At 76.7% G+C, this 19,639-nt stretch carries 5 protein-coding genes; 3 read left to right on the top strand and 2 right to left on the bottom strand.

The annotated features are described in order from the left end of the window. Positions 1-105: 105 nt before the first annotated feature. Together ACPXCB_RS30375 and ACPXCB_RS30370 are read right to left on the bottom strand one after the other, a co-directional pair. On the bottom strand, positions 106-1,146 hold the full coding sequence (locus tag ACPXCB_RS30375) for a 3-dehydroquinate synthase family protein (protein ID WP_425879450.1): 1,041 nt from the start codon (positions 1,144-1,146) through the stop codon (positions 106-108). Continuing rightward, the gene (locus ACPXCB_RS30370; protein WP_425879448.1) at positions 1,127-1,963 is read right to left on the bottom strand and encodes a hypothetical protein; all 837 of its coding nucleotides are present in this window, start codon (positions 1,961-1,963) and stop codon (positions 1,127-1,129) included. The genes ACPXCB_RS30375 and ACPXCB_RS30370 overlap by 20 nt, the downstream gene beginning before the upstream one ends. Positions 1,964-2,188: 225 nt before the next feature. Between ACPXCB_RS30370 and ACPXCB_RS30365 the strand changes: the two genes are divergently transcribed. The 3 genes from ACPXCB_RS30365 (at position 2,189) to ACPXCB_RS30355 (ending at position 19,611) form a co-directional block, all read left to right on the top strand. Next, on the top strand, positions 2,189-17,038 hold the full coding sequence (locus ACPXCB_RS30365; RefSeq protein ID WP_425879447.1) for an SDR family NAD(P)-dependent oxidoreductase: 14,850 nt from the start codon (positions 2,189-2,191) through the stop codon (positions 17,036-17,038). A gap of 79 nt (positions 17,039-17,117) precedes the next feature. Next, complete coding sequence (locus ACPXCB_RS30360) at positions 17,118-18,695, top strand: bifunctional 3-(3-hydroxy-phenyl)propionate/3-hydroxycinnamic acid hydroxylase (protein WP_425879446.1); 1,578 nt, start codon at positions 17,118-17,120, stop codon at positions 18,693-18,695. A gap of 28 nt (positions 18,696-18,723) precedes the next feature. Next, positions 18,724-19,611 carry a class I SAM-dependent methyltransferase gene (locus ACPXCB_RS30355; RefSeq protein ID WP_132240759.1) on the top strand — a complete coding sequence of 296 codons (888 nt, stop codon included), beginning with the start codon at positions 18,724-18,726 and terminating at the stop codon, positions 19,609-19,611. Positions 19,612-19,639 lie beyond the last annotated feature (28 nt).

Below are 19,639 nucleotides of genomic sequence, written 5' to 3'. Positions count from 1 at the left end.
CGGCATTCGTGCCGGCACCGCGCAGGGAAGCGGTAACCCACCCGGACGTTGCGCTTTCCACGCGCAGCGTGGAGGGAATCTCCGTCCTCTAGGGCGGAGAGGATGTCAAATGCCGGTTAGCGCGGTGCGTACGGCGGACTCGGGGACGTCGGCGACCAGTTCGGGCCCGGCCGGGCCGTCCAGGACGAAGGACAGGCCCGAGGTGGCCTTCTTGTCCCGCCGCATCAGCGCGACCAGTTCGTCGTGGTCGACACCGCCGGGCAGCGCGGTGTCGAGGCCGTAGCCCGCCACCACCTCGTGGTGCTCGGCCACCCGGTCGGCCGGGACGCGGCCGAGGACGCCGGCCAGCCGCCCCGCGAAGACCGTGCCGACGCCGACCGCCTCGCCGTGCCGCAGGCCGAAGTCGGTGGCCCGCTCCAACGCGTGCCCCAGCGTGTGACCGTAGTTGAGGATGTGCCGCAGACCGGAGTCACGCTCGTCGGCGGCCACCACCCGCGCCTTCAGCGCCACGCAGGCGGCGATCTGCTCCGCCACCGGCCGGTCGCGCAGCTCGCCCGCGCCGATGAAGTGCGCCCGGGCGATCTCCCCGTAGCCGTTGCGCCACTCCCGCTGCGGCAGCGTGCCCAGGTGCTCGGTGTCGCAGAGCACCGCCCGGGGCTGCCAGTACACCCCGACCAGGTTCTTGCCCTCCGGCAGGTTGACCGCCGTCTTCCCGCCGACGCTGGCGTCCACCTGGGCGAGCAGCGAGGTCGGCAGGTGGATCACCGCGACGCCCCGGTGGTAGAGGCCGGCGGCCAGCCCGACCACGTCCGTGGTGGTGCCGCCGCCGCAGGAGACGACGGCGTCGGCGCGGGTCAGCCCGAAGTCGGCGAATGCCCGGCAGAGCTGCTCGACCGTGGCCAGGTTCTTGTCGTGCTCGCCGTCGCGGGCCGGCACCACCCGGTGCGGCACACCCGGGTCGGGCGTCCACTCCGGCGGCCGGGCCGAGACCACCACGACCCGCCGCGCACCGATCCGCGCCACCTCCGCCGGCAGCCGGTGGCGCACACCGGGGCCGATCAGCACCGGGTACGCGCGCTCGCCGAGCGCCACCTCGATCCGGGCCGGGTCGGCCGGGGCGTGCGGGTCAGGTGCGGACGGGTGCATGGGGCTGCTGCCTCCTCTGTACGACGGGCACCGGCGCGGCGGCGACCGGGCGTTCCCGGACCATCGACAGACGCAGCGCCAGCGCGGCCAGCGAGTCGACGTCCGGCCCGATGCCCCAGCGGTCGTGGGTGAGCTGGGCGTGGTGCGCCAGCAGGAAGCCCGAGGGCGTCGCCGGGTGGTGCCGGCCGACCACGTCGGTCACCCGGTCCAGGTAACGCTGCCAGGCAACGGCGACCTCCCCGCACAGCGGCAGGTCGCCGGCCGCCAGGACGATCTTCTCCGCGCCGGCGTCCGCCTGCGCGGCCAGGTCCCGCCGTTGCGCGGCGGTGAGCCGCTGGCTGCGTTCCTGCCAGTGCAGGAAGAGGAACGCCAGCCGGTCGGCCGCCGGCACCAGCCCCGTCAGGTACCGCAGGTGCGCCACGGCCAGCGGCAGCTCGACGCCGGCCAGCCAGGGCGTGTCCCCGCCGAGCAGGGTCAGGGCCAGGTCGCTGCCCGCCGACGCGAGCGGGCCGCCCCGGGCGGCGTCGCGCACCACGTACCGGTCGGCGGCGAAGGACACCCCCGGGTCGTACGCGAGCAGCCCCGCCCGTACCGCGTCGAGCGCGGCCGGGACGGCGTGGAAGCCGAGACTCACGTGCGGCCCGGCGGGGGAGCCCTCCGGGTCGAAGAACCAGTCCATGCCCGGATCGGCTCGGCGGGCGGCGGCGACCAGACCGGCGAGGACCGTGCCGACCAGCTCGGTCACCCGCGTGTCCGGGCACCCGTCGGCCGGCAGGGCCGAGCGGGCGTACAACCAGCAGCGTTCCAACGACGGCACCTCGGCTGACGGGCGGGTGGAGCACAGGACTCGACGGTCTGCGGGGGGTGGCCCCATCATCGGCCTGCGGCCCGTCCCACCACCTGATCAGCGGTCCGAACTGGGGACGACTTAGGGGGTGACAGGGGTAGGACGCCGGCAGGGTGCTCGGAAGACTTGGGCCGCTACGGCGAGCGGGGTCTACGCCGCGGATGAGAAGTCTCGCCGACGGACGGATGTGGTGACATGCTTCGGAGCGACCTGATCCAGCCGTTGTCCGATCTGATCGAGGCGCACGCCGCCAGGTTGGGGAACAAGGTCGCGTTCCGCGACGACCGCCGGGCGGTCGGATACGCCGACCTGGCGGCGCGGACCCGTCGGCTGGCCGGTCACCTGGCGGCGTCGGGGGTCGGGCGGGGCGACCGGGTGGCCTTCTGCCTCGGCAACCGGGTGGAGACGGTGGAGACCTGGCTGGCCGTGACGCGGGCGGCCGCGGTCGGCGTACCGGTGAACCCGCACAGCACCGACGCGGAACTGGCCCACCTGCTGGACGACTCCGGTGCGGTGCTGGTGGTCACCGACCCGCGGCACCTCGACCAGCTGCTGCGGCTGCGCGCCGACCGGCCGGCCCTGCGGGTCGTGGTCACCGGGGACGGCCCGGTGCCCGCCGGGGTCACCGCGTGGCGTGACCTGGTCGACACCGAGCCGGGTGTGGACGCCCGTGACGACCTGGGCCTCGACGAGGTCGCCTGGATGCTCTACACCTCCGGCACCACCGGCCGGCCCAAGGGCGTGCTCTCCACCCAGCGCACCTGCCTCTGGTCCGTCGCCGCCTGCTACGTGCCGATCCCCGGGCTCACCGACGCCGACCGGGTGGTCTGGCCGCTGCCGTTGTTCCACAGCCTCTCCCACATCGGGTGCGTGCTCAGCGTGACCGCCGTCGGCGCCACGGCGCGGCTCATCGACGGCTTCTCCGCCGACGACGTGCTGCGCGCGGTCGACGAGGACGAGGCCACCGTGCTGGCCGGTGTGCCGGCCATGTACCACCACCTGGTCACCGCCGCCCGGGAGACCGGCTTCCGCGCCCCGGCCCTGCGCGTCTGCCTGGTCGGCGGGGCGATCACCACCGGCGCGCTGCGTCGGGCGTTCGACGAGGTCTTCGACGCGCCGCTGCTCGACGCGTACGGCAGCACGGAGACCTGCGGCTCGATCGCCGTCACCCGGCCGGACCAGCCCCGGGTCGAGGGTTCCTGCGGGCGCGCGGTGCCCGGCGTCGAGGTACGCCTGGTCAGCCCGCAGACCGGCCTGGACGTACCGACCGGCGCCGAGGGTGAGGTCTGGGTCAGCGGGCCGAGCGTCATGCTCGGCTACCACGGCCTGCCGGAGGTCACCGCCGCCGCCCTGCGCGACGGCTGGTACCGCACCGGCGACCTGGCCCGCCGCGACGCCGACGGCAACATCTTCGTCACCGGGCGGCACCAGGAACTGATCATCCGGGGTGGCGAGAAGATCCACCCGGCCGAGGTGGAGGAGGCCCTGCGCGGGGTGCCCGGCGTCGCCGACGTGGCGGTGACCGGCCGCCCGCACGACGTGCTCGGCGAGGTGCCGGTGGCGTTCGTGGTGCCCGGACCGGAGGGCTTCGACCCCCGGGCCGGGTACGCGGCCTGCCGGGAGAAGCTCTCCTACCACAAGGTTCCCGAGGAGCTGTACGAGATCGGGCAGGTGCCCCGCACCGCCTCCGGCAAGGTCACCCGCCGGCTCCTGCTCGACCGGCCGGCGCGGCTGCGGGCGGTCAACGGCAGCCACCACGAGACGCTGAGCCTGCTCGCCTGGCAGCCGCTGGACCTGGCCGCCGTACCGCCGGTCGAGGCGCCCGTCCCGACGGCCGCGCAGGCCGCCGCCGCCCCGGCCCGCCGCTGGGCGCTCGTCGGTCACGGGAGCGAGGCGCTGGTGGAACCGCTGCGCGCGGCGTCGCCAGGGGACCGGTTCCGACCCCACCGGGACCTGGCGGCGCTGCGCGAGGCCCCGGACGTGCCCGACGTGACGGTGCTGCTGGTCGAGCCGGCCGACGCCGTCGCGGCGGACCTCGACGACCGGCTGCGCGGCTGGCTCGACGACGACCGGTTCGCCGGCACCCGGCTGGTGCTGCTGACCGGCCCGGCCGCCGCGCCCGGCGACCTGGACACCGGAATCGACGCGGCCGTCGGGAACGCTGACGCCGCCGTGGCCGGCGGGTGGCACCCGGCCGATCCGGCGGCCGGCGCGGTCCAGGCGGTCGGCCGCAGTCTGCAGGCCGCCTACCCGGACCGGATCGTGCTGGTCGACCGCGACGCCGGACACCGTTCGACCGCCTTGCTCCCCGCCGTGCTGGACGCCGGCGCCGCGCAGGTCGCGCTGCGGGCCGGAGCCGCCCTGCACGCCGTCCTCGTGCCCGCCCCCGCGGCCGTGCCGGCGCGGCCGGTGAGCGTGGCCGACCCGGACCGTCCGGTCCTGGTCACCGGCGCCGACGGGCCGACCGGCGCGGCGCTGGCCCGACACCTCGTCGCCGCGCACCGCGTCCGCCGGCTGCGGCTGCTCCACGTCGGCGCCACGCCCGGGACCGCCCTGGCGGACCTGGTCACCGAACTCGTCGCCGCCGGCGCCGACGCCGCCGCGCTGCCCGCCGACCGGGCAGGCGACGAGCCGCCCGGCGGGGTCTTCCTCTGCCCGTCCGACGACGACCTGACCGACGACGAGGAGATCGCCCGGCTGCTCCGCCTCGCCGGGAGGCTGGACGCCGCGACCCGGCTCCCGGCCGCCTCGTTCACCGTCCTCGCGCCGTCCGCCCTGCTGCTGGGCGCCGCCGGCCGGGAGCGGGCCGCCTCGGCCGTCGGCGCCCTGCACGCCCTGACCGCCCGCCGCCGGGCCGCCGGTCTGCCGGCCCGGGTCGTCGGCACGACCGCGCACGCCGACCGGGAGCCGTCGCCCGCCACCCTCGCGGCCACCATCCCGACGGCCGTACGCGCCGATCTCGCCGCGTTCGACGTGGCCCACGACGGCGACGACCTGGTCGTGCTCGCCCGCCCGGCGGGCCACGCCGACGCCGCGCACCCCGCCTGGCGCGGCCCCGTCGCGGCGCCCGACGACGCCGCCGACGACCGGGACGCCGCCGAGTTGCGCCGCCGGCTGGCCGGGCTGAGCACCGCCGAGGGGGACCGGCTCCTGCTGGATCTGGTCCGCACCGCCACCGCCGAGGTGGCCGGCCTGTCCGGGCCGGCCGCGGTGCGCCCCGGCCGGGCCTTCAAGGAACTCGGCTTCACCTCGGTCAGCGCGGTCGCCCTGCGCGACCGGCTGGCCCGGGCAACCGGGGTACGGCTCTCCGCCACGGCCGCCTTCGACCGGCCCAGCCCGGACGCCCTCGCCCGGCACCTCGCCGCCCGGCTGCGCGGCACCACCGGGCAGGCTGGCCCCGCGACGGACCGGCCGTCCGTGCCGTCCACGGTGGACGACCCGGTGGTGGTCGTCGCCATGGCCTGCCGGCTTCCCGGCGGTGTCGCCTCCCCCGAGCAGCTGTGGGACCTGGTCGACCAGGGCCGGGAGGGGCTCACGGAGTTCCCCGCCGACCGGGGCTGGGACCTGGCGCACCTGTTCTCCGACGACCCCGACCGTCCCGGCACCTCGTACGTCCGGGTGGGCGGCTTCCTCACGGACGCGGCGGACTTCGACGCCACCCTGTTCGCGATCAGCCCGCGCGAGGCGCTCGCCATGGACCCGCAGCAGCGGCTGCTGCTGGAGACGTCCTGGGAACTGTTCGAGCGGGCCGGCATCGACCCCACCTCGCTGCGCGGCAGCGCCACCGGCGTCTTCACCGGCGTCATGCACCACGACTACGCCGCGAACCTGCGCCAGGCGCCGCCCGGCACCGAGGGCTACCTCGGCGTCGGCACCGCCGGCAGCGTCGTCTCCGGCCGGGTCGCCTACGCGCTGGGCCTGGAGGGGCCGGCGGTCACCGTCGACACGGCGTGCTCGTCGTCGCTGGTGGCGCTGCACCTGGCCGCCCAGGCGCTGCGCGCCGGCGACTGCTCCCTCGCCGTGGCCGGCGGCGTGGCGGTGATGGGCACCCCGCAGGCGTTCGTGGAGTTCAGCCGGCAGCGCGGGCTCGCCCCCGACGGCCGGTGCAAGGCGTTCGGCGAGGGCGCCGACGGCACCGGCTGGTCCGAGGGCGTCGCCGTGCTGCTGCTGGAACGGCTCTCCGACGCCCGCCGGCGCGGGCACCCCGTCCTCGCCGTGCTGCGCGGCTCCGCCGTCAACTCCGACGGCGCGTCCAACGGGCTCACCGCCCCCAACGGGCCCGCCCAGGAGCGGGTCATCCGCCGGGCGCTGGACGCGGCCGGGCTCTCCGCCGCCGACGTGGACGTCGTCGAGGCGCACGGCACCGGCACCCGGCTGGGCGACCCGATCGAGGCGCAGGCGCTGCTCGCCACGTACGGGACGGGCCGCGGCGACGCCGAACCGCTGCGGCTGGGCTCGCTGAAGTCCAACCTCGGCCACACCCAGGCCGCCGCCGGGGCCGCCGGGGTGATCAAGATGGTGCTCGCGATGCGGCACGGAACGCTGCCCCGCACCCTGCACGTGGACGCCCCGACGTCGGAGGTGGACTGGTCCGCCGGCGCCGTCGAGGTGCTCACCGAGGCCCGCCCGTGGCCCGAGGTGCGACGGCCCCGGCGGGCCGGCATCTCGTCGTTCGGCATCAGCGGCACCAACGCCCACGTCATCGTCGAGGCGCCCACCGCGGACCGGGAGTCGTCGTCCGGGGCGGCCTCCGCCACCCGGCGACCGCCCGTGCCGTGGCTGCTCGCCGCGGCCTCCGGCGAGGCGCTGCGGGACCAGGCGGCCCGCCTGCTCACGTGGCTCGACGGGCCCGGGGCGGACGCCGACCCGGCCGACGTCGGGCACGCGCTCGCCACCACCCGCGCCGCCCTCGAACACCGGGCCGTGGTGCTGGCCGGGGACCCGGCCACCGCCCGGACGGGCCTGACCGCGCTGACCCGCGGCGAGGCGGACCCGGACCTGCCTACCGTGCTGACCGGCCGGGTCGTCGACGGCCAGCTCGGCATGCTCTTCGGCGGGCAGGGCGGCCAGCGCGCCGGCATGGGCCGCGAGCTGCACGCGGCGTACCCGGTCTTCGCCGACGCCTTCGACGCGGCCTGCGCCGAACTCGACCGCTGCCTCGCCGGCCACGCGCCGCACCCCGTCGCGGACGTCGTCTTCGCCGCCGAGGGCGACGAACTGGCCGACCTGCTCGACCAGACCCTGTACACCCAGCCGGGGCTGTTCGCCTTCGAGGTGGCGCTGTACCGCCTCCTGGAGTCCTGGGGGGTGCGCCCCGACGCGGTGCTCGGCCACTCCGTCGGCGAGCTGGCCGCCGCGCACGTGGCCGGGGTGTTCCCCCTCGCCGACGCGGCGGCGCTCGTCGCCGCCCGCGCCCGGCTGATGCAGCAGCTGCCCGCCGGGGGCGCGATGGTCGCCGTCGAGGCCGACGAGGCCGAGGTCGCCGCGCACCTCACCGACCGGGTGGGCCTCGCCGCCGTCAACGGCCCGACGAGCGTCGTCGTCTCCGGCGACACCGACGCGGTGCTGGCCGTCGCGGCCACCCTGCGCGCCGCCGGACGCCGTACCAGCCGGCTGCGGGTGTCGCACGCGTTCCACTCGCCGCGCATGGAGCCGATGCTCGACGAGTTCCGCGCGGTGGCGGCCGGCCTCACGTACCGCACCCCGCACCTGCCGGTGGTCTCCAACCTGACCGGCCACCCCGTCGACCCGGCCCGGCTCTGCTCGCCCGACTACTGGGTGGCGCACGTGCGGGGCACCGTCCGCTTCCACGACGGCGTGCGGGCCCTGCACGGGCAGGGCGTCACCACCTTCCTGGAGGTCGGTCCGGCCGGCGTGCTCACCGCGATGGCCCAGGACTGCCTCCTCGCCGAGGCCGACGAGCTGGCGTTCGTGCCCGCCGTGCGGGGCGTCGCCGACGAACCGGAGGCGCTGCTCGCGGCCGTGGCGCGGCTGCACGTCCGGGGCGTCCCCGTCGACCGCGCCGCCCTCGCCGGCCCCGGGCCGCACCGCCGCGTCGACCTGCCCACGTACGCCTTCCAGCGCCGGCACTACTGGCTGCCCGCGTCGGCCGTGGCCGGCGGCCCGGTCGGCGTCGGGCTGGCCGACGCCGGGCACCCGCTGCTCGGCGGCGTGCTGGCGGTCGCCGGCACCGGGCAGGTCGTCTGCACCGGGCAGGTCTCCGCGGCCACCCAGCCGTGGCTGGCCGCCCCCGGTGACGGCACCCCCGCGCTGCTGCCCGCCAGCGCCCTGCTGGACATGCTCACCCACCTCGGCGAACAGCTCGGCACCCCGACGGTGCAGCGGCTGCGCGTCACCGATCCGGTGCCGCTGCCCGCCGAGGCGACCCTCGAGGTGCAGGTCGGCGTCTCCGCGCCGGACGAGCACCGGTGCCGGGCGGCGCACTGCCACGTCCGGGCCGGCGCCGGGCAGCCCTGGCGGGAGGTCGCCGAGGCCGTGCTCGGCCCGGTCGACCCGGAGAGCGGCCGGGGTGCCCTCGCCCCGGTCTGGCCGCCCACCGGCGCCCGACCGGTGGACCTGACCGCCCCGCAGCACCAGGCCATGGCCGGGGAACTGGCCCGGGCCGCGTGGGTCGCCGCCGACCGGCTCTTCGTCGACGTACGCCTGCCCGAGGACGCCCGGGACCCGGACGCCGAGCGGTACGGCGTGCACCCGCTGGTGCTGGAGGCGGCCCTGCGCCTGCTCCCGCTCGCCGACTTCGCGCCCGGCCACGACGCCGCGCCCGGCGGCCGGCTGCTGCCCACCGAGTGGGCGGGCGTACGCCTGCACGCCACCGGGGCGCACGCGCTGCGCGTCTGCCTGGCCCCCGCCGGGGCGGACGCGGTGACCCTGAGCGCCGTCGACGCCGCGGGCGTGCCCGTGCTCGACGTGGACCGGGTGGTGCTGCGGACCCTCGACCTGCCGCCCGCCGAGACGCCGGCGCCCCCGCCCGCCCCCGCCGGGCTGTACGCCGTCGACTGGTCGCCCGCGGCGTTCCCCGCGACGCCCGCGCCCTCCTGGACGCTCGCCGACGGCACGCCCCCGGACGGGCCGCTGCCGCCGCTGCTGGTGCTGCGCGTCGGCGACGGCGAGCCGGGCCAATCGGTGCCCGACCGCGCCCACGCCGTCGGCCTCGCCGTGCTCGGCGTGCTCCAGAGCTGGCTGGTCGACCCCCGCGCGGAGACCACCCGCCTGGCCCTCGCCGTCCGCGACGGCGACCCGGTGCACGCCCCGGTGGCGGGGCTCGTCCGGGTCGCCCAGGCCGAGCAGCCCGACCGGTTCCTGCTGCTCAGCCTCGACGCCACCGACGACGCGACCGTCCGGGCGGCGCTGGCCGTCGCCGGGGACGAGCCCGAGATCGCCGTCCGCGACGGCCGGGTCCTGCTGCCCCGGCTCCACCCCGTCGAACCGCCCCCCGCCAATACGCCGGTCCCGGCGCTGGCCGGCGGCACCGTCCTGGTGACCGGCGGCACGGGCGGCGTCGGCCGGCACGTCGCCACCCACCTCGCCACCGTGCACGGCGTCGCCGAGCTGGTCCTCGTCAGCCGCACCGGCCGGGCCGGCGACTGGACGGACGCGCTGACCGACGCCGGCGTCACCGTCCGGGTCGTCGCGGCCGACGTCGCCGACCGGGCGGCGCTCGCCGAGGTCGTCGCCCCGCTGGCCGACCGGCTGGTCGCCGTCGTGCACGCCGCCGGGGCCACCGACGACGCGCTGCTCACCGACCTCGACCCGGCCCGCTGGGAGCGGGCCCTGCGGTCCAAGGTGCACGGCGCGTGGCACCTGCACGAGCTCACCGCCGGCCTCGACCTGGCCGCGTTCGTGCTCTTCTCCTCGGCCGCCGCCACCTTCGGCAGCCCCGGCCAGGGCAACTACGCGGCCGGCAACGCGTTCCTCGACGCGCTCGCCGCGCACCGCCGCGCCCAGGACCTGCCGGCGACCGCCCTGGCCTGGGGGCTGTGGGCCGCCCAGGACGGGATGGCCGGCCGGCTCACCCCGGCGGACCTGGCCCGGCTCGCCCGGGGCGGCACCCGTCCCCTCGACACGGCCGCCGGGCTGGCGCTGTTCGACGCCGCCCTGCACGTCGACCGGGCGACGCTGGTGCCGATCGGGCTCGACCTGGCCGCCGTGCGGACCTCCGGCGAGGTGCCCGCCCTGCTGCGGGCGCTGCTGCCCCCGCCGCCCCGTCGGGCCGTCAACGCCGACTCGGCGCCCGCCTCCGCCAAGGGCTTCGCCGACCGGCTGGCCGAGCTGGCCGAACCCGACCGCGCCGCCCTGCTGCTGGACCTCGTACGCACCCGGTGCGCCACCGTGGTCGGGCACACCGGCCCCGACGACGTCGAGCCGCGCCGCCCGTTCAAGGAACTCGGCTTCGACTCGCTGATGGCCGTGGAGCTGAGCAACCGGCTCACCGCCGTCACCGGCGTCCGCCTCGCCCCGCACGCCGTGTTCAACCACCCCACCCCGGAACTGCTCGCCGCGCACCTGCACGCCCGGCTGCTCGGCACCGCCGCCACCGAGGTCACCGACGCGAGCACCGTCGCCCTGGACGAGCCGGTCGCCATCGTCGCCATGGCCTGCCGCTTCCCCGGCGGCATCGGCTCCCCGGAGGAGCTGTGGCGGTTGCTCGACGCGGGCGCCGACGTCATCGGCGACCTGCCCGACGACCGGGGCTGGCCGCTGGCCGACCTCTACGACCCGGTGCCCGGCACGCCCGGCCGCTCGTACGTGCGGGCCGGCGGGTTCCTCACCGGGATCGCCGACTTCGACGCCGCGTTCTTCGGCATCAGCCCCCGCGAGGCCCTCGCCATGGACCCGCAGCACCGCCTGCTGCTGGAGACCTCCTGGGAGGCGTTGGAACGCGGCGGCATCGACCCGGTCACCCTGCGGGGCAGCCGCACCGGCGTCTTCGCCGGCACCCACGGCCAGGACTACGGCGACCGGATCGCCCCCGGCGTGGTCTCCGACGACGGCGAGGTCACCGCCGACGAGGGGCACCTGCTCACCGGTACGGCCGGCAGCGTCCTCTCCGGCCGGGTCGCGTACGCGCTCGGGCTGGAAGGGCCAGCCGTCACCGTGGACACCGCCTGCTCGGCGTCCCTGGTGGCGCTGCACCTGGCCGTGCAGGCCCTGCGCCAGGGCGACTGCGACCTGGCCCTGGCCGGTGGCGTGTCGGTGATGTCCACCCCGGCCGGGCTGACCGGCTTCAGCCGCCAGCGCGGCCTCGCCGCCGACGGGCGGTGCAAGGCGTTCGCCGAGGACGCCGACGGCTTCGGCATGTCCGAGGGCGTCGGAATGCTGGTGGTGGAGCGCCTCTCCGACGCCCGCCGCCGAGGCCACCCCGTGCTGGCCGTGGTCCGCGGCTCGGCGGTCAACCAGGACGGCGCGTCCAACGGGCTGACCGCCCCGAACGGGCCCTCGCAGGAACGGGTCATCAAGGCCGCGCTCGGCGCCGCCGGGCTGAGCGCCGCCGAGGTGGACGTCGTCGAGGCGCACGGCACCGGCACGTCGCTCGGCGACCCCATCGAGGCGGAGGCGATCCTCGCCACCTACGGGCAGCGCCCTGCCGGCGCCCCGCCGGTGCTGCTCGGCTCGGTCAAGTCCAACCTCGGGCACACCCAGGCCGCGGCCGGCGTCGCCGGGGTGCTCAAGATGGTCCTCGCCATGCGGCACGGCCGGCTGCCCCGCACCCTGCACGCCGAGCGCCGCAGCTCGCGGGTCGACTGGGAGTCGGGCTCGCTGGAGCTGCTCACCGAGGCCCGCCCGTGGCCCACGGCGGACCGGCCGGCGCGCGCCGGTGTCTCGTCGTTCGGCATCAGCGGCACCAACGCCCACGTGATCGTCGAGGCGGTCGCCGAGGCGGCACCGGCCGTGGACGCCGCCGGGTCCACCCCGGAGCCGCCCGGCGGACCGGCCCCGGAGACCGCCCTCGGCACGCCCCGCGCGCTACCGTGGCTGCTCTCCGCGCGTACCCCGGAGGCGCTCGCCGGGCAGGCCCACCGGCTGCGGGAACATCTTGCCGAGCGGCCCGACCAGCGGCCCCTCGACGTGGCCTGGTCGCTGGCCACCAGCCGCAGCACCTTCGACTCGCGGGCGGTGCTGGTCGGCGCGTCGCCGGACCAGGTCGCCGCCGCCCTCGACGCGCTCGCCGAGGGCCGGCCCGACCCGGCGGTGACGCGGGGCGAGGCCCGGCCCGTCGGCCGGTGCGTCTTCGTCTTCCCGGGGCAGGGCTCCCAGTGGCTCGGCATGGGACTGGACCTGCTCGACCAGGCTCCCGTGTTCGCGGAGCGGATGGCGGCCTGCGACGCGGCGCTGCGGCCGTACCTGGACTGGTCGCTGCTGGACGTGCTGCGTCAGGTGCCCGGCGCGCCCGGCCTCGACGAGGTCGACGTGGTGCAGCCCGCGCTGTTCGCGATGATGGTGTCGCTGGCCGAGCTGTGGCGCTCCTACGGCGTGCAGCCGGCCGCCGTGGTCGGCCACTCGCAGGGCGAGATCGCCGCCGCCTGCGTCGCCGGGGTGCTCTCCCTGCCCGAGGCCGCCCGGGTGGTGGCGCTGCGCAGCCGGGCGCTGCGGGCCCTGGCCGGGCACGGCGCGATGGCCTCCGTCGCGCTGCCCGCCGACACGGTCCGCGACCGGATCGCCCGGTTCGGCGACCGGATCTCGGTCGCCGCCGTGAACGGCCCGGCCGCCGTCGTGGTGTCCGGCGAGCCGCAGGCGGTGGAGGAACTCCTCACCGAACTGGCCGGCGAGCAGGCCCGGGTCCGGCGGATCGCCGTCGACTACGCCTCGCACTCCGCCCAGGTGGAGGGCCTGCGCGACGAGCTGGCCGAGGTGCTGGCGGGCATTGCCCCCGGCCCGGCGGCCGTGCCGCTCTTCTCCACCACCGACCTGCGCTGGCTCGACGGCGAGGAGATGGGGCCGGACTACTGGTACCGCAACCTGCGGCAGCCGGTCGAGCTGGAACAGGCGATCAGCTCGCTGGCCGACCAGGGCCACGACACGTACGTCGAGTGCAGCCCGCACCCGGTGCTCACCGTGGGCATCGAGGCGACCCTCGCCGGCCACGACGGCGAGAGCGTGGTGGTCGGCTCGGTGCAACGCGACCAGGGCGACCGGGCGCGGTTCCTGCTCTCCCTGGCCCAGCTGCACGTCTGCGGGGTCGCGGTGGACTGGCGGCCCGCGCTGGCCGGCAGCCGGCGGGTCGACCTGCCCACGTACGCGTTCGCCCACCGCCGCTACTGGCCCCGGCCCGTCTCCGGCCCCGGCGACGTCGGCGCCGCCGGCCTGGACGCCGCCGGGCATCCGCTGCTCGGGGCGTCGGTCGCGCTGGCCGAGACGAGGGGCCACCTGTTCACCGGGCGGCTGTCGACCGACGCGCAGCCGTGGCTGGCCGACCACCGGGTCACCGACAGCGTGCTGGTGCCCGGCACCGGCCTGGTGGAACTCTGCCTCCGCGTCGGCGACGAGATCGGCCACCCGGTCCTCGACGAACTGGTCATCGAGGCCCCGCTGACCCTGCCCGCCGACGGCGCGACGCAGGTGCAGGTGACGGTCGGCGCGGGCGGCGACGACGGACGCCGCCCGGTGACCGTGCACTCCCGGCCCGCCGACGGCCCGGCCGCGGGGCCGTGGACCCGGCACGCCAGCGCCACCCTCTCCGCCGACCAGCCCGCCGCGTCGCCGCAGCACACCACGTGGCCGCCACGCGATGCCCGCCCCGTCGACCTGACCGGCTTCTACGCCGGCCTGGAAGCCGACGGCTACGCGTACGGGCCGGCGTTCCAGGGGCTGCGCGCGGTGTGGACCAGCGGCGACGAGGTCTACGCCGAGGTGGAGCTGCCGGCGGCCCAGCGGGTCGACGCCGACCGGTACGGCCTGCACCCGGCCCTGTTCGACGCCGCCCTGCACGCCGCGCACTTCGGCGGCCTCGCCGGGGCCGGGGCCGGCCGGCTGCTGCTGCCGTTCGCCTGGAACGGCGTCAGCCTGCACGCCACCGGGGCGACCGCCCTGCGGGTACGGCTGACCCAGGTGGGACCGCACGCCATCGCGCTGACCGTCGCCGACCCGACCGGCGCCCTGGTGGCCGAGGTGGCCGCCCTGACGATGCGCCCGATCTCCGCCGCCGAGCTGGCCGTCACCGACGACCGCGCCACCCGCGACGCCCTGTTCCGGCTCGACTGGACGCCGCTGCCGCCCGTCGAGACGGCCACCCCGGTCGACGCCGTGGCCGTCGCCCCCGGCCTGGACGGCTTCGGGCTGCACCCCGGGCTGGACGGGCTCGCCGACGCCGTCGACGCGGGACTGGCCCTGCCCGGGGCCGTGCTCGTGCCGCTCGACGCGGACCCCGCACAGCCCACCCCCCGCGCGGCCCGGCACGCCGCCGTCCGCGCCCTCGACCTCGTCCGGCGCTGGCTCACCGAGCCCCGCTGGGCGGCGTCGCGGCTGCTGCTGGTGACCCGGGGCGCGGTGGCCGTGCACCACGCCGGCGAGGTGACCGACCCGGCCGCCGCGGCGGCGTGGGGACTGGTCCGCTCCGCCCAGTCGGAGAACCCGGGCCAGGTCGTCATCGTCGACGTCGACGGCGACGGGATCGGCCCCGACCAGGTCGCCGCCGTGCTGGCGGCGGACGAGCCGCAGGCCGCGATCCGGGGCGGCACCGCGTACGTGCCACGGCTGGCGCGGGCCGGCTCGGCCGGCGAACTCGCCGCACCGCCCGCCGCCGCGTGGCGGTTGGACGCGCCGGTGCGGGGCAGCCTGGAGAACCTCACCCTGGTCCCGACCGACGCCGCCGACGCCGTTCTCGGACCCCGCGAGGTCCGGGTACGCGTCCGCGCCGCCGGCCTGAACTTCCGCGACGTGCTCAACGCGCTCGGCCTCTACCCCGGCGACGCGGGGCCGCTCGGCGGCGAGGGCGCCGGCGAGGTCGTCGAGGTGGGCGCCGAGGTGACCGACCTGCGCCCCGGCGACCGGGTGTTCGGGGTCTTCGTGGGCTGCTTCGGGCCCGTCGCGGTCACCGACCGCCGCCTGCTGGCCCCCATGCCGGCCGGCTGGTCGTACGTCGAGGCCGCCTCCGTGCCGGTGGTCTTCCTGACCGCGTACCACGGCCTGGTCAACCTGGCCGGGCTCGGCCGGGGCGAGTCGGTGCTGGTGCACGCGGCGGCCGGCGGCGTCGGCATGGCCGCCGTGCAGCTCGCCCGGCACCTCGGCGCCGAGGTCTACGCCACCGCCAGCCCCGCCAAGTGGGACGCCCTGCGGTCGATGGGCCTCGACGAGGAGCGCCTCGCCTCGTCCCGGACCCTCGGCTTCGAGAACCGGTTCGCCGAGGCCACCGGCGGACGGGGCGTCGACGTGGTGCTGGACTCGCTGGCCCGCGAGTTCGTCGACGCCTCGCTGCGGCTGCTGCCGCGCGGCGGGCGGTTCATCGAGATGGGCAAGACCGACATCCGCGACGCCGCCCAGGTCGCCGCCGACCACCCGGGGGTGGCCTACACCGCCTTCGACCTGACCCTGGAGGACCCCGACGAGGTGCAGCGCATGCTCGTCGAGCTGCTGGGGCTCTTCGAGCGGGGGACGCTCACCCCGCTGCCCACCCAGGTGTGGGACGTCCGCCAGGCGCCGGAGGCGTTCCGGCACGTCAGCCAGGCCCGGCACGTCGGCAAGGTGGTGCTCACCATGCCCCGGGCGTGGGACCCCGACGGCACCGTGCTGCTGACCGGCGGAACCGGAACCCTCGGCGGGCTGGTCGCCCGGCGGCTGGTCGAGACGCACGGCGTACGGCGGCTGCTGCTGGTCAGCCGCCGCGGCGAGCGGGCCCCCGGCGCGGCCGAGACGGTCGCCGAACTGCGCGCCCTGGGCGCCGAGGCCACGGTGGTGGCGGCCGACGTGGCCGACCGGGACAGCCTGGCCCGGGTCCTGGACGCGGTACCGGCACGGCACCCGTTGACCGCGGTCGTGCACCTCGCCGGGGTGCTCGACGACGGGATCGTCACGGCCCTCACCCCGCAGCGCGTCGACACGGTGTTCGCGCCGAAGCTCGACGCCGCGTGGCACCTGCACGAACTCACCCGCCACCTCGACCTCGCCGGGTTCGTGCTGTTCTCCTCCGGCGCGGGCGTCTTCGGCGTACCCGGTCAGGCCAACTACGCGGCGGCCAACGCGTTCCTCGACGCGCTCGCCCTGGCGCGCCGGGCCGAGGGCCTGCCGGGCCGGTCGTTCGCCTGGGGACTGTGGGAGCAGGCCAGCGAGATGACCGCCAAGCTGGACCGGACCGACCCCCGGATCACCGCCCGCGACGGGCAGCTCGCGATCCCGTCCGACCTGGGGATGGCCCTGTTCGACGCGGGCCTGCGGCTGGCCGAGCCGGTGCTCGTGCCGACCAGGATCGACGTCGCCGCGCTCGGCGAGCGGGTCGAGCGGCCCCCGGCCCTGCTGCGCGGGCTCATGCGGCGGGAACGGCCGAGCGCCCGGTCGAGCGCCCCGACCGGCGGCGGGCGCACCCTCGCCGACGAACTGGCGGCCCTGGCCGGGCCTGACCGCCACACCCTGGTGGTCGACCTGGTACGCGAGCAGGCGGCGAGCGTGCTCGGGCACGGCAGCCGCGCGGCGGTCGCCCCCGGGCGGGCGTTCAGCCAGATCGGCTTCGACTCGTTGACCGCCGTCGAGCTGCGCAACCGGCTGACCACGGCGACCGGTCTGCGCCTGCCGGCCACGCTGATCTTCGACTACCCGGACCCGAACGAGCTGGCCACGTTCCTGGTGTCGCAGCTGGCGCCGGACACCGGCCCGGAGGTTCCGCCGGTCCTCACGGACCTGGAGAACCTGGAACGGTCGCTGACCGAGGCCAGCGTCGAGGCGGAGCTGCACGCCCAGATCGGGTCCCGGCTGGAGGTGCTCATCGCCAAGTGGCGGACGATGCGCGCCGGCTCGGGCGGCGACCCCGACCTCGACCTCGAACTGGCCAGCGACGACGACCTCTTCGACCTCATCGACTCCGAACTCGGTCTCTGATGGCCGTCCGGCCGCCCCGCACGGCGCGAGCCGTCCCTTCCGACACCGTGTCCGACCGACCCCCGAGGAACCGATACCGATGCTGATGACCGACGTCCTGATCGTGGGCTACGGCCCCGTCGGTGAGATGCTCACGATCCTGCTGGCGCAGCGAGGGCTCACCGTCACGGCGGTAGAGCGCTGGGCCACCCCGTACAACTTCCCGCGCGCGGTCTCGTACGACGGGGAGGCGAGCCGCATCCTGGCCGCCGCCGGCGTCGCCGACCGGCTCGGACCGGTGGTGGAGTCGTCGGGCGAGTACACCTTCAAGAACGGCTTCGGCCGGACCCTGCTGCACGTCAAGGTGACCGGCGACGGCCCGATGGGCTGGCCCGACTCGGTCTCCTTCTACCAGCCCGGGCTGGAGGCGCTGCTCGCCGAGCGGGGAGCGGAGCTGCCGGGCGTGACGGTGCTGCGCCCGTACCAGGTGACCGGCCTGGTCGAGCACGACGACCGGGTCGAGGTCACCATCGCCGGCCCGGAGGGCGAGGAGGTCCACGCGGCCCGCTGGGTCGTCGGCTGCGACGGGGCCAACAGCTTCGTCCGGGAACACCTGGGCAGCGGCGTCGCCGACCTCGGCTTCACGTACGACTGGCTGGTCTGCGACGTCGTGCCGCACGAGGCCCGCGAGTTCAAGCCGAACAACCTCCAGGTCTGCGACCCGGCGCGCCCCCGCACGGCCGTGTCGGCCGGCCCGGGACACCGGCGGTGGGAGTTCATGCGGGTGCCGGGGGAGAGCCGGGAGGAGTTCGAGACCGTCGAGAGCGTGTGGCGGCTGCTCGGCCTCTTCGACATCACGCCCGACAACGCGACCCTGGAGCGGTACGGCGTCTACACCACCCAGGCGTGCTCGGCCGACCGCTGGCGCTCCGGCCGGATCCTGATCGCTGGCGACGCGGCGCACGTGATGCCGCCGTTCATGGGGCAGGGCATGAGCTCGGGTTTCCGCGACGCCCTCAACCTCGCCTGGAAGCTCGACCTGGTGCACCGCGGCCTGGCCGACGAGGCGCTGCTGGACACCTACCAGGAGGAGCGCTGCGCACACGTGCAGCACGCCATCCGGATGTCCATGGACTCGGGCACGGTGATCTGCGAGACCGACCGCACCGCCGCCGCCGGCCGGGACGCCGCCATGCTCGCCGAACTGCGCCGGCGCACCTCCCGGCCGCGTACCCGTTCCCTGCTGGAGCCCCTGGCCGGCGGGGTCCTGCACGCCCGTACGGCCGAGGCCCCGGCGGCCGGCGCGGGCGTGCCGATGCCGCAGGGCCGCGTCGAGGTCGACGGCCGCGCCGGGCTCTTCGACGAGGTCGTCGGCACCGGCTTCGTCCTGGTCTGCGCCGAGGACCCCGACGACCTGCTCGACGCGGACGCCCGGGCCTTCCTGGACTCGCTCGACGCCCGGATCGTCCGGGTCGTCCCCGCCGGTGCGCCCGCCGCCGGGCCCGGCGCCGCGCCGACCGCCTTCGACCTCGACGACGTGTACCTGTCCCACCTCAAGCGGCACGACGCCGTCGCGGTGCTCGTCCGGCCCGACTTCTACGTCTTCGGCACGGCAGCCGACCCGGCCGGTGTGCCCGCGCTCGTCGAGGACCTGCGCCAGCAGGTCCGGCGCGGCTGATCGGCATCCATCCACCGGAAGGAACCACATGTTCGAGAACCTGAAGATCGCCGGCCGGGCGATCCGCACGGTCTTCACCGCCGACCCCATCACGCGGGTGCGGCGCTTCTACGAGATCCAGTCGCCCGACGTCGAGTTCGCGGCCCGCCGCACGCACTACATGAACGTGGGCTACTGGGAGGACGGCGTCACCGACCTCGACACGGCCGCCGAGGCGCTGGCCGACAAGCTGGCCGACGCCGCCGGGCTCAAGCCGGACGACACCGTCCTCGACGTGGGCTTCGGCTACGCCGACCAGGACTTCAAGTGGCTGCGCGAGCGCCGGGTCGCCAAGGTGTACGGGCTCAACATCACCCCGCACCACGTCGAGGCGGCGCAGCGCCGGGCGCAGGAGGAGGGCCTCGCGGACCGGACCGACTTCCGGCTGGGCAGCGCCACCGAACTGCCCTTCGAGGACAACACCTTCGACCGGGTCGTCGCCCTGGAGTCGGCCTTCCACTTCTACCCGCGCAGCGCGTTCTTCGCCGAGGCGCTGCGGGTGCTGCGCCCGGGTGGCGTGCTGGCCACGGCCGACATCATCCCGGTCAGCGGGGACGTCGTCCGCGCGGCCATCCAGTCCGGCCCGCTGAGCTTCGTCAAGTTCAGCATCCCGAAGGAGAACTGGCACGACCGGGACACGTACCGGCAGGAGCTGGTCGAGGCCGGCTTCGCCAACCCGGAGGTGCACTCGATCAAGGAGCGCACCTGGGAGGGCTGGCGGGCGTACATGGCGGGACGGACCAACGACCCCGAGTTCCGCGCCGTCGTCAAGCCCGCCGTACGCAAGAGCATGGCCGCGCACTGGAAGAACCAGGACCTCATGAAGCGCGAGATGGCGCAGCTCGACTACGTGATCGCGGTCGGCCACAAGCGGTGACGGCCCGCACGGCCGAGGGGCCCGCCGA

This window comes from Micromonospora sp. DT62 (genome assembly GCF_049847285.1).
Lineage (GTDB): Bacteria > Actinomycetota > Actinomycetes > Mycobacteriales > Micromonosporaceae > Micromonospora > Micromonospora reichwaldensis.
Note: the sequence above shows the minus strand (reverse complement) of the source record. Positions and strands in the feature narration are given on the sequence as shown.

Excerpts from the sequence above, each read along its gene's own strand:
- ACPXCB_RS30375 (WP_425879450.1), bottom strand. The coding sequence starts at position 1,146 with ATGCACCCGTCCGCACCTGACCCGCACGCCCCGGCCGACCCGGCCCGG.
- ACPXCB_RS30365 (WP_425879447.1), top strand. The coding sequence starts at position 2,189 with ATGCTTCGGAGCGACCTGATCCAGCCGTTGTCCGATCTGATCGAGGCG.
- ACPXCB_RS30360 (WP_425879446.1), top strand. The coding sequence starts at position 17,118 with ATGCTGATGACCGACGTCCTGATCGTGGGCTACGGCCCCGTCGGTGAG.
- ACPXCB_RS30355 (WP_132240759.1), top strand. The coding sequence starts at position 18,724 with ATGTTCGAGAACCTGAAGATCGCCGGCCGGGCGATCCGCACGGTCTTC.